Source organism: Paenibacillus xylanexedens (assembly GCF_017874615.1).
Lineage (GTDB): Bacteria > Bacillota > Bacilli > Paenibacillales > Paenibacillaceae > Paenibacillus > Paenibacillus xylanexedens.
The window spans coordinates 18,181-30,131 of record NZ_JAGIKV010000022.1; the positions used below are offsets into that span (position 1 = coordinate 18,181).

Consider the following 11,951-nt stretch of genomic DNA (forward strand, 5'->3'; position numbering starts at 1 on the left):
CGCTATGCCAAGTTAGGCAAATACCAATTAACGTTTGGAACGAACTGCCGAACTGCTTCTGCTCTTGAACAAATGAATATTCTCTAGCGCTTTACCTGTTCCGATGGCTACACAATCCAGCGGGTTCTCAGCCACAATGACAGGCATTCCTGTCTCACCAGCGAGAAGCTTGTCCAGGTTGCGAAGCAGCGCCCCACCACCTGTAAGTACAATACCCCGATCCATGATATCGGCAGCAAGTTCAGGCGGGCATTTTTCCAGTGTTACTTTTACCGCTTCAACAATTGCATTCACGGTATCAGCCAGCGCTTCACTGATCTCGTCCGAAGTAATCGTAATTGTCTTCGGCAGACCTGTTACAAGGTCACGTCCACGAATTTCCATCGTTTCTACTTGTTCCAATGGCATAGCTGATCCGATGTCCATCTTCAATTGCTCCGATGTACGCTCACCGATCATCAGATTGTATTGGCGTTTGATGTACTGGATAACGGATTCATCCATCTCGTCACCTGCTACACGAACCGAACGGCTCGTTACAATACCACCAAGAGAGATAACAGCCACTTCCGTTGTACCGCCACCAATATCTACAACCATACTACCCGTTGGTTCCCATACAGGCAGATCTGCACCGATTGCAGCAGCAAAAGGCTCTTCAATTGTGTAGGCTTCACGTGCCCCAGCCTGTTTGGTTGCATCTTCAACCGCGCGTTGTTCTACTGCCGTGATCCCGGATGGTACACATACCATCACGTTTGGATGACGCTGGAACATGGAGCGTTGTTTCTGTGCCTCACGGATGAAATATTTGATCATCGTTGCCGTTGTATCGAAATCGGCAATAACGCCATCTTTCATTGGACGAATGGCACGGATGTTGCCTGGTGTACGACCAATCATTTTTTTGGCGGCTTCACCTACTGCCTCGATGCTATTTGTATCTGTCCGTATAGCGACAACCGAAGGTTCTCGCACCACAATTCCTTTTCCTCGTACATAAACCAACGTATTAGCTGTCCCCAAGTCAATACCCAAATCTTTCGTAAAACCACCAAACATAACATAATCTCCTTTTCTGCCTCATATAGCCGCTCCATTCTGATCCAGAGCGTAATAATTATATTCCCACGCAATACGTGGAGCTAATATTCGCATTTGTTTTTTTGCATTTGTAAAGTGAACCTATCTTTTACGGACAACGCCGTTAACATTCATAGGAAAACATCAACGCCAACCATTATATTATACTAAGCCCTTCTCCTTCAAACTTACGTACGTTCCATCTCCGATAATAATATGATCAAGCACGTCAATGCCAACAATAGCGCCTGCTTCAATCAGTCTCTTGGTTATTTGGATATCCTCCGGACTGGGCGTAGGATCACCACTCGGATGGTTGTGTGCGCACACAATCGATGCGCTGCTGCATTTGATGGCAGCCCGGAACACTTCACGTGGATGTACAATCGAAGCGTTAAGGCTGCCCATGGAGAGTGTTTCCTGGGCAATAATATGATTTTTGCTATTCAGAAAGAGACACACAAAATGTTCTTTTTGCAAGTAACGCAATTGTTCGGTCAGGATATCAGCAGCATCACGCGGTGTACGAATTGAAGTCGACTGTGTGAGTCTGCTCTTGGCAATCCGATGACCCAGCTCAATGCCAGCTTTCAATTGCACAGCCTTGGCATTGCCGATCCCTTTCATCGCGGTCAGTTCTTCCAGACTCAAATCCATCAACGAGCGAATGCCACCCGTTTCAGCCAGAATCCGCTGTGCCATATGCACCGCGGACTCCTGTCTTGTACCTGTTCGAAGTAAAATTGCCAGCAATTCAGCATGGCTTAAGGCGCCCGCCCCGTATTCCATCATGCGTTCTCTCGGGCGTTCTTCCTGGGGGATGTCGCGCATCATGTATTGAGGCGACTCCATATGTTCCCTCTTTTCATTTCACAACATTTGGCTTCATTCATGTTCGTGGCAACACATGTACGCCGAACCCGTCCAACATATCACTTAGCAAGGATAGCGGCAAGCCAACCACATTAAAATAACATCCTTCAATGCGGTCGATCAGTGAAGCACCAATGCCCTGAATGGCATATGATCCTGCCTTGTCTGAAGGCTCGCCTGTCTGCACATAAGCACGGATGGTCGCATCCGAAAGTTCTTTCATCGTTACATCGGTCTGGCGGTAATGAACTAACGACTGTCCATTGCCCGCATCAATACAAGCGACGCCCGTAAACACCCGATGTACGCGGCCCTGCAGCCGGGATAACATACGTTCAGCATCCGCTTCGTCTAAGGGTTTGCCTAGAATCTCACCATCCAGAACAACAACGGTGTCACTACCAACAATAATGGCTTCCTGCTCGCGGCCTTCAAGCCCGCGATACACGGCAAGCGCCTTGCGCAATGCAAGCTCCTGTACCGTCTGTTCAGGTGTCCACTCTGGTGGTGTATCTTCATTGGCATGACTTGGTATTACATCAAACGCTAGGTGGAGTGATGCGATCAGTTCTTTGCGCCGAGGCGATGTGGAGGCCAGAATAATAGGGCGCTGTTGAGTGTTATCCAAAATGAACGGCTCCTTATGCCACGGCAACATCCTGTCCGGATCACGATAATAGATGTCACTGGTTTAATTTTTTTCGTCATAACTCGTCATTCTCCTACAGTCTGCGATACAGCCACACAGCGGCAATCATACCGATCAGACTCAGAAGGCTCATTTGAAATTGAAGTGAAATATCATAACTGATAATATCCAGATCAGCCTGCGGCGACCAACGTATGGTCGTGGCTTTTGTAAGAAAGGCTACTGCCTTAACAGGCTGCAGTGCCTTGGCGATCCACGCTCCGGCCATCCAGCCGAGCAGCAGAAACAGCAATAACATGCCGAAGTTTTTTTTCATCGGTAATCTTCCCTCGCCATTTTTTGACACCCACATTATTATACGGGGTTTTGTACGTCAATACAAACACAAATCCGGCAAGGGGAACTATTTCCAGTTCCTTGCCGGATGGGTATTTCCAAGCGTTGTTATGGGAAAGAGCATGTTACTGCTTAATCGCTTCCAGCCATTTTTTCTGCTGCAGTACATATTCCATCAGATCGGACTGCACGGACCACATGTGCACATCATCCGGGTTTTTGTTGTACTCTGCGATAGCCGTAATTGCACTATTCATTGATTTCTCCATTCCACCAATAATAGGTTGTACATCTGCGGTCAGGCCGGGTGTAAGACTATTCAATCCCGTCATCCATGACTGGTGCTTATTTTGAATCGCGGTCATCGTTTCTGTAGAGACTGCTGCCGGAGCAGACTGTCCCAGCTGCTGAATGGACAAGGTAGATAATTGTTCAACCAGTGCAGAACTGTTCGTGAAGAAAAGCTGCACATCCTCTTGCTTGCCACCGAATATAACCGGATTGATCTCAGGGTTCACGATCTCCCTGACGTACAGTTCAACTCCCTGGGCTTTTAGCCTGGAGCTAAGCAGTTTGGCCTCTTCACGATCAGCCGAAATGCCTGCATATACTCGATTGCCATCTTCAGGATCAGAACCTGCGGCTATACCTGCCTGAGCCAGCTCAAGCTTGGCCTGCTCAGCTCGTTCAGGAGAACTGAACACGCCGTATTGAAGTGCATAATACGTGCTGCCAGTCGCCGCTGTCTGAACCTGCTGTTCTGTACCTGCAGCCCCCTCCTGACCCGTCACAGTTGAAACTGCCTGATTGACGGGAAGAAGATCACCTGGCTTGACGGCTCCTTCTTTATTAAAAAATGAAAGAATAACCATGCCGAAAAGCGCTCCGGTAACAAGTGCCCCAGTGACAGAACCAATCATTTTCCATCCCCTTGGGGGGCGATTGCGCTTATAGGAATAGTTCTCTGAATCTGCAAGCCAATCATGGCCTTGATCATCATGTGTATTGGACAGATCACGACGCTCTTCCTCCGGATTATCGGTGTGATTAACATAACCGTAACCGGAACGGTTCCCAAAATAATGGGCCTCATCCAAGTTCAAGTTCGAATTATGACTCACCCGCTCGTCAGGTTCAGGTACAGTAGAGCTTGTCGGCACCGTCTCTCCCCAGTCTCCGGGGATATCCTCAGGCGTCCATGATGGGGTTGTATCCATCTGCTTAGGCGTTAGCGGTTGATTACGCGGTAATTCTTCACTTAACGTCACCAATGGACTGGACGCGGATATCCTCTTGTTTTCAGGCTTGTCCGACTCATGATCCCCGAAGCGAAACGTCATTCTAGCATTGCTCACCCGTACCCTCTCCTTTGTCCCATTTATATCAGCTATATGCAGAGAAGGCAGAATACATTCCATATAACGCAAAAAAACGCCTGCTTCGTATCGAAGACAGGCGTTTTCTCAATTAATTTATTTCAAACCTTTGGCAAGTGTATCGCCGACTTTCCAAATATCACCTGCACCCATCGTAATCACAAGATCCCCTGGCTGCAAACGATGCTGCAGATCAGCTACAACTTCTTCTTTTGTAGGGAGGTAACGTGCAGAAGCATTACTGTTTTGAACGATCAGTTCAACCAGTCTGGCTGAGGTTACCCCTTCGATCTGTTTTTCGCCCGCAGGAGAATAGATATCCGTAATAAGCACCTCATCCGCTTCCGCAAAAGCACGACTGAACGCATCCAGCAGGAAGAACGTACGCGTATAACGCTGTGGCTGGAATACCGCAATAATACGTTTGCCCGTTGCTTTGGCGGCACTAATAGTAGCTTCAATCTCAGTCGGGTGATGAGCATAATCATCGATGATGAGCATATCATTCGCCTCGCCCAATACCTGGAATCTACGTTTGGCTCCGTGGAACTGGATGATAGCTGCCACAATCTTCTCAAATGGAATGCCTGCTTCCAGACAGGTAATCACAGTAGCCATCGCATTATAAACGTTATGCTTACCCGGCACTGATAATTCCACCGTGCCCATAGCAGCACCCTGATGATTCATCGTAAAGGAGATACGGCGATCGCCCAGTACAATATCCGTTGCCGTATAATCTGCAGCACGATCAATACCATAGGTTGTAATCCGTGACTTGAGTTCTGGCAAAATCGCTTGAACATTCTCGTCGTCAGAACACACAATCGCTGTTCCTTCCGGACGAATCTGGCTCAGGAACTGCACATAAGCCCTTTTGAGCTCCTCAAAATCACTGTTGTAATTCTCCAGATGATCTGCCTCAATATTGGTTACAATACCGAGCCATGGATGGTACTGCAAAAACGAACCATCGCTCTCGTCCGCTTCAGCGACTACCCAGTCGCCCTGGCCTGCCTTGGCGTTGGTGCCCACATTCATGATTTCTCCGCCAATGATATATGTCGGGTCCGTATCACATTTATCCATAACAAGTGCAATCATGGATGAAGTGGTTGTTTTACCGTGAGCTCCAGCAACAGCCACACCTTTACGTTCGTTCAACAAACGTGCAAGCATCTGGGAACGATGCAGAATCGGAATGTTCAGCTCTGCAGCTGCTACCCGTTCCACATTATCAGCAGGCGCTGCCGTAGAGTAGACAACAAGATCTGCTCCAGTGACGTGCTCTGCCGTATGTCCGATATATATTTTCGCTCCCTTGGCTGCCAACTTCTCGGTCAACTCCTGTGAAGCGACATCCGATCCGGTAACGGTGTATCCCATTTCCAACATAACTCTTGCGATGGCACTCATGCCATATCCGCCAATCCCTATAAAATGAACGTGTTCCGATGTATTTAACAAAACTTTCACCAACCTTTTTCAGAATCGGTTTGATGCAAAAGGGCTGCCCGCACATCCGCAATCAGGTACAGTGTGCCGGAGACCACCCCCAGATCTTCCGCTTCCGTCCGTGACTTCAATAGATCAAGTGCCTTTGCCCATTCGGGCTCGACGATGATTTCCAGTTCCTGCTTCGCAATGGCGGGACGTACCCGTTCGACAATCTGCAGCAATTCGGCTGCATCCATTTTGCGTCGGAAATCTGGCTCGGTCAGGATCAGCGTATCCACTAGTGGCAGTATATGCTGCAAATACGCTTCGTGATGCTTATTTGCCAACATACCCATCATCAAAATTAACTTGTTGTGCGGATAGACATCTATAATGCTCTTGGCCAGTGACTCTGCCCCTTCCGGATTATGTGCTCCATCGAGCACAATTCGGGGTTCATCGACGACTTTTTCGAATCTTCCTGCCCAGAAAGCATTCTCCAGTCCAAGTGCAATATCGTTATCATCCAGCATAAATGCCATGTATTGTCTAAGCAACTCTAGCACCATAAGTGCGGCCGCTGCATTGTCACATTGATGTGAGCCCTGCATACGTATGCGAACGTCCAGATCACGGAACGGGCCTGTAAAATGAAAAGATTGTCCGTTCTCATTGCTGTCCAGTCTATGATAAGAGAATTGATCTCCAGCCAAATACACGCTTGATTGAAGCTGCTGTGCTTTCTCCTGAATCACCTTCACAGCTTCGGGTTGAGTCGCGCAAGTCACAACGGGTACTCCCGGCTTGATAATACCTGCCTTTTCTCCAGCAATCTGCTCAATCGTATCTCCAAGCACATCCGTATGATCCATACCAATGTTGGTGATGACGGACACAACAGGTGCGACAATATTCGTTACGTCCATCCTTCCCCCTAGCCCCGTCTCCCATACCACAACGTCAGGGTAACACTCCTCTGCATAGTACAGAAGCGCGAGAGCCGTGGACACCTCAAACATGGTGGGTGATCCAAGCGGAGTGGAGGCCATTTCCCTGACCAGTGGACGTAATCGGTTCGAGAGCTTAAGCAGAATTCCTTCAGGAATATCCTCACCGTTGTATTGAAAACGGTTTGTAAACTTGGTGATATAAGGCGACGTAAAGGTACCCACATCATATCCAGCCTGAAGAAGCACTGACGTCAAAAAAGCGCAAGTCGAACCTTTGCCGTTCGTTCCCGCGACATGAATAAATTTGAGACGTTGGTGTGGATTGCCTAACATGGACATCAGACTCTCGATTCGTTCCAATCCAGGTCGGATGCCAAAAGGAATAAGGCCATTGATCCAGTCCACGGCCTCGTTATACGTAAGTAAAAGAGCTGCTGCATCTGTCCCGTCTAATTCCGTCATCTGATTCACCTTCGGTCCCGAGTTTGAGTGAAAAAAGCGGCCGGATGGCATAATGGCTCTCCATCCGACCCACATATATTAACCTTTAAGTTCCTTGATTCGTGCAATCACTTTATCCCGTTTATCGGAATAATCTGCTTGCTTGGCGCGCTCTTCCTCAATAACTTTGGCAGGAGCTTTGGCAACAAAGCCTTCGTTCGCCAGCTTTTTCTCTACACGGAGAACTTCGCCCTCAAGGTTCTCCAACTCTTTCTCCAAACGAGCCACTTCCTGCTCGATATCAATAAGACCTGCGAGCGGCAAGTATAGTTCTGCCCCCGTAATGATCGCAGTCATTGCCTTATCCGGTGAACTTAGATCCAGCCCACTATCGAACTCGGACGTATTACAGAAACGTTTGATGTAATGGCTGTTACGTTCAATGATGCTGGACGTCTCAGCACTGTTTGCTTTGACCATCAATTCGATCTTTTTACTCATCGGCACGTTCACTTCTGCACGAATGTTCCGAACCGCACGAATGGTATCCATGAGCAGGTTCATCTCGGCAACAGCCTCTGGGTTCTCAAGAGCAGTATCGTATACCGGCCAAGATGCCAACGTAATCGTCTCACCTTCATGTGGCAGATGCTGCCAGATCTCTTCAGAGATGTATGGCATGAACGGATGAATCAGGCGCATCGTCTGATCCAGTACATAAGCCAGCACGGATTGTGTTTTCTTCTTGGCAATCGGATCTTCTCCGTAGAAGGACAGTTTCGCAAACTCAATGTACCAGTCACACAGGTCATCCCAGATAAAGTTATACAGCACACGACCCGTTTCCCCAAATTCATACGCTTCGATTAGACGCGTAATATCGCGGGAAGTTTCGTTCAGACGGTGCAAAATCCAATAATCCGCTGTACCAAGCTCTCCGCTAATGTCACGTTCTTCATAGGTGAATCCTTCCAGATTCATCAATGCAAAGCGCGAAGCATTCCAGATCTTGTTGGCAAAGTTACGAGCCTGCTCCACCCGTTCCCAACGGAAACGCAGATCCTGACCTGGCGTGCTGCTGGTTGAGATCATGTAACGCATCGCATCTGCGCCGTATTTCTCAATCACATCTAACGGATCTACACCGTTGCCTAATGATTTGGACATTTTGCGTCCATCTGCGTCACGAACAAGACCATGCATCAGAACATCCTTGAACGGAATCTCATCGGTGAATTCCAATGCAGTGAAGATCATACGTGCAACCCAGAAATATATGATGTCATACCCTGTCACAAGTACACTTGTCGGATAATAACGTTGCAGATCTTCCGTATCTTCCGGCCAGCCCAGTGTGGAGAACGGCCATAAGCCGGAGCTAAACCAAGTATCGAGTACGTCTTCGTCCTGTCTGAGCTTGCGTCCAGCATTCTCTGGCAGCGTCGTCGGATCTTCAGCAGATACGATGATTTCACCCGTTTCTTCATCATACCAGGCAGGAATACGATGTCCCCACCACAGTTGACGGGAAATACACCAGTCACGAACGTTCTCGATCCAGTTCAGATAGGTTTTCTCAAAACGATCTGGAACGAAATTAACCCCTTCGCCGCTCTGTTGTTTCTTAATCGCTCTCTCTGCAAGTGGCTTCATCTCAACGAACCACTGTGTAGACAGATACGGCTCAACAACAGCTCCGGTACGCTCACTGTGTCCAACCTGATGCGTGTGATCCTCGATATTGATCAATACGCCCTGTTCTTTCATGTCAGCAACAATCTGCTTGCGGCAGTCACTACGATCCAGTCCCTGATACTTGCCAGCCTCAGCATTCATTGTGCCGCTCTCATCCATTACCGTAATTTGAGGCAGATCATGACGAAGACCTACTTCAAAGTCATTTGGATCATGCGCAGGCGTGATTTTAACTGCACCACTTCCGAACTCTTTATCCACATAATCATCAGCAATAATTGGAATTTCGCGTCCGATGATAGGCAGTACAAGTACTTTACCAATCATATCTGCATAACGCTCATCCTTCGGATGAACAGCAACCGCGGTATCACCCAGCATCGTTTCAGGACGCGTTGTTGCCACTGTAACGTAGCCACTTCCGTCTTTGAGCGGGTAACGCAGATGGTACAAGTGACCCTGAACCTCTTTATATTCAACCTCAATGTCGGACAGAGCTGTCCGGTTCACCGGATCCCAGTTAATGATGCGTTTGCCTCGGTAAATAAGGCCTTTTTCATACAGTTGAACAAATACTTTACGAACCGCTTGGGACAGACCTTCATCCAGCGTAAAACGTTCACGTGAGTAATCAAGCGACAATCCCATTTTGCCCCATTGCTGACGAATGGTCGTGGCATATTGATCTTTCCAGTCCCATACTTTCTCCAGAAACTTCTCGCGTCCCAGATCATAACGAGTCAGACCTTCTTCACGCAGCTTCTGCTCCACTTTGGTCTGGGTAGCAATGCCCGCATGGTCGGAACCCGGAAGCCACAGTGCATCATAACCCTGCATCCGTTTCGTACGGATCAGAATATCCTGGAGTGTAAAATCAAGCGCATGCCCAATGTGCAGCATCCCGGTCACATTTGGGGGTGGAATTACAATCGTATACGGCTCGGCATCTTTACGTTGACCGGCTTTGAAATATCCACGCTCCATCCAGGTGGAGTACCATTTGTCCTCTGCCGCCTTAGGATCGTAAGTGGTCGGCATTTCTGTTGCAGCTGATTTTTTTTCCTCAGACATGTGTCATTCCTCCGTTACTTCATCATCTTCGCCAAAAAAAACAAAAAAAACCTTTCATCCATCAAAGGACGAAAGGTTAGCTTTCGCGGTACCACCTTTGTTTCACGCCGACAGCAAGATAGACTTCACCCTCTGTACATGACGTGACACTTCAAGCAGATAACGGCTGCTACCGGCCTATCCTACCTCAGAAATAAATGACGATAATCTCATTCATCCCTTGTATTCAAACAGGCAACTCCCGGGCGACTTCGATCAGTTGGTTCCTGCGGAATCTCACAGCGCTGCAATTCCACTCTCTGAAAGGTCATACTGTCTACTACTCCCGTTCCACGTTGTTCTTCAAAAAACCTACACACATCATACCCTGCTCGTGCGCGATAGTCAACCTGACAACAGCGGAAAAAGAGCGCTGGAATGCAGGTTTAGGGCGAATCATGCAAAAACCCGTAATCCTCAAGGGGATCACGGGCCGTAACGAAGGCTTTAACTACGGATTAAGGGATGTACAATATCTGACCTTCTTCCACAACCTGCTCAGATAATCGGTTATACAACTGAAGTTCCCTCGTGCTCAATTGATATCGATCTGCAATGGCATCCAGTGTATCTTCTCGCTGAACAATGCACAGTTTCACTTTGCGGAATGGGGTCTGATCCACGATCGTTCCCAGGAACAGGTTCTTCCATTCCACATCATCAGCTGGATACGTTTCTTCCTGTGCCACACCCGCAGGAACCTCATCGCCTCGCTCCACTTCAGCATCGCGTGCCGCTCTGCCGGAGGATAGCAAGGAAGAGATACCTACGCCCTCTTCTTGCCGTGGTGCGGATTCTTTTTTGCTGCCAAAAGCAACCTTCAGCTCCGGCTTGTCTTCCGTCTCAGCCACAGGTTCAGGAACAAATGCTTCGTTCTGTACGAACTCGTCTACCCCAGTCGCTTCAAAAGACGGTCGGTCTTCCTCAGCGTTGCCTGGTTCGGACGAAGCAAATACACCTTGCCAGTTCTCCGCCTGTGATTCGCCCGCGACATCGGCAACTGCCTGATTCTCCTGCTGAGGTACAGATCTCGCTGATTCGAAGTGCCATACCTCTGGTGCGTCCGGTACATCTGGTGCTGACACCTGATTAGAGGATTCGGCACTAGGCTCTGAGACTGCTTGATCTGCACTTCTCGAGTTCGCAGGCAATGCATCAACGGAAGGCTCGGACCAACCCGAAGACTCATCTTCCAGAGGCAGCAATGGTTCCGACTCGGGGTAAGAAGCTAACCGATCTGCGGTCTCAGCCATAAATGACGAGATCGGAGAAGGTTCGCTGTAATGCTCATGAGATGCCAATTCATCTCCATTCGCTGTCAGAGATGCGGGATCTTCGTTTGCATCAGGTTGTCTGTTTTCGTTAGCGTACTCCGCACTTAACTCCTCAGATTGAAGTGGCTCGGCCGATGACGAATCCGCATATTCCTGCAGGTCAGCGAATTCCGGAGCACCATATGCAAGTTCTGCTGCATTCGCAAGTCTCTCTTCCTCACTCCGCTGGAGCAGGTACTCTTGTGCAAATATGTTGGGGTCGCTGCCTGTCTGTGCTTCTTCATCGGAACGGTTGGATTGCTGAGCCTCAGGTGAATGAACAACTGTAAACTCATCTGCTGACCACACTTGTGGCTCTTCAACAGGAAAGCCCTCGATGCCTCGCAGCGACAATACGCCTGTAATGTTCAGACTGCGATTGGATAACAGATCCACGTCAAAATTTTCGATCTCGATGGAAATATCCTCAATCGATCTGACCCGGTTCAGCGGCACAGTGATCTCCACGGGAATGAAATGTTTGAGCTCCTCTGAAGCCTCATTTTCTCCTCTGTACGCACCTGTAAGCAAAAGATGTCCTCTTAATGTGGCATGATCATCCTGCCCTATGACTTGAATGCGCGGGTATAGTTCAATCTCCTCCAATTCCTCAATCGCAGGAACTCCCTCAGACAAATGAACGCGCTCATAAATATCGAACCGCAAACCATAAGGTTGATTCAACAAA

The 11,951-nt window shown here is 48.5% G+C and carries 9 protein-coding genes and 1 other annotated feature; all 9 genes read right to left on the minus strand.

What is annotated here, in order from left to right:
* Positions 1-27 precede the first annotated feature (27 nt).
* Positions 28-1,062: a rod shape-determining protein gene (locus J2Z28_RS23920; RefSeq protein ID WP_017692612.1), complete on the minus strand. Its 1,035-nt coding sequence runs from the start codon at positions 1,060-1,062 to the stop codon at positions 28-30.
* A 183-nt stretch (positions 1,063-1,245) separates the two neighbouring features.
* Positions 1,246-1,935 carry a RadC family protein gene (gene radC, locus J2Z28_RS23925; protein ID WP_017692611.1) on the minus strand — a complete coding sequence of 230 codons (690 nt, stop codon included), beginning with the start codon at positions 1,933-1,935 and terminating at the stop codon, positions 1,246-1,248.
* 37 nt (positions 1,936-1,972) lie between these two features.
* Entirely contained in the window at positions 1,973-2,584 is a 612-nt protein-coding gene (locus J2Z28_RS23930) for a Maf family protein (RefSeq protein ID WP_036673538.1), read from the minus strand.
* A gap of 94 nt (positions 2,585-2,678) precedes the next feature.
* Positions 2,679-2,921, minus strand: a complete 243-nt coding sequence (locus J2Z28_RS23935) for a DUF4321 domain-containing protein (protein ID WP_047841183.1) — start codon at positions 2,919-2,921, stop codon at positions 2,679-2,681.
* 145 nt (positions 2,922-3,066) lie between these two features.
* Positions 3,067-4,296, minus strand: coding sequence for an SPOR domain-containing protein (locus J2Z28_RS31715; RefSeq protein ID WP_211084563.1), 1,230 nt, complete (start codon positions 4,294-4,296; stop codon positions 3,067-3,069).
* Between the two features lie 117 nt (positions 4,297-4,413).
* Positions 4,414-5,733: a UDP-N-acetylmuramate--L-alanine ligase gene (gene murC / locus J2Z28_RS23945; protein ID WP_244988502.1), complete on the minus strand. Its 1,320-nt coding sequence runs from the start codon at positions 5,731-5,733 to the stop codon at positions 4,414-4,416.
* A 56-nt stretch (positions 5,734-5,789) separates the two neighbouring features.
* Positions 5,790-7,166 carry a bifunctional folylpolyglutamate synthase/dihydrofolate synthase gene (locus J2Z28_RS23950; protein ID WP_211084564.1) on the minus strand — a complete coding sequence of 459 codons (1,377 nt, stop codon included), beginning with the start codon at positions 7,164-7,166 and terminating at the stop codon, positions 5,790-5,792.
* A 78-nt stretch (positions 7,167-7,244) separates the two neighbouring features.
* A complete protein-coding gene (locus J2Z28_RS23955; RefSeq protein ID WP_211084565.1) occupies positions 7,245-9,911 on the minus strand; it encodes a valine--tRNA ligase in 2,667 nt (888 codons plus the stop codon).
* Positions 9,912-9,972: 61 nt separating this feature from the next.
* Positions 9,973-10,253: a binding site (T-box leader), on the minus strand.
* Between the two features lie 155 nt (positions 10,254-10,408).
* Positions 10,409-11,950, minus strand: coding sequence for a LysM peptidoglycan-binding domain-containing protein (locus J2Z28_RS23960; protein WP_211084566.1), 1,542 nt, complete (start codon positions 11,948-11,950; stop codon positions 10,409-10,411).
* Between the last annotated feature and the right edge of the window lies 1 nt (position 11,951).

What these genes read in the sequence shown, in the direction of transcription:
- J2Z28_RS23920 (WP_017692612.1), bottom strand. Translation starts at nt 1,062, where the DNA reads ATGTTTGGTGGTTTTACGAAAGATTTGGGTATTGACTTGGGGACAGCT.
- radC (WP_017692611.1), bottom strand. Translation starts at nt 1,935, where the DNA reads ATGGAGTCGCCTCAATACATGATGCGCGACATCCCCCAGGAAGAACGC.
- J2Z28_RS23935 (WP_047841183.1), bottom strand. Translation starts at nt 2,921, where the DNA reads ATGAAAAAAAACTTCGGCATGTTATTGCTGTTTCTGCTGCTCGGCTGG.
- murC (WP_244988502.1), bottom strand. Translation starts at nt 5,733, where the DNA reads ATGAGTGCCATCGCAAGAGTTATGTTGGAAATGGGATACACCGTTACC.
- J2Z28_RS23950 (WP_211084564.1), bottom strand. Translation starts at nt 7,166, where the DNA reads ATGACGGAATTAGACGGGACAGATGCAGCAGCTCTTTTACTTACGTAT.
- J2Z28_RS23955 (WP_211084565.1), bottom strand. Translation starts at nt 9,911, where the DNA reads ATGTCTGAGGAAAAAAAATCAGCTGCAACAGAAATGCCGACCACTTAC.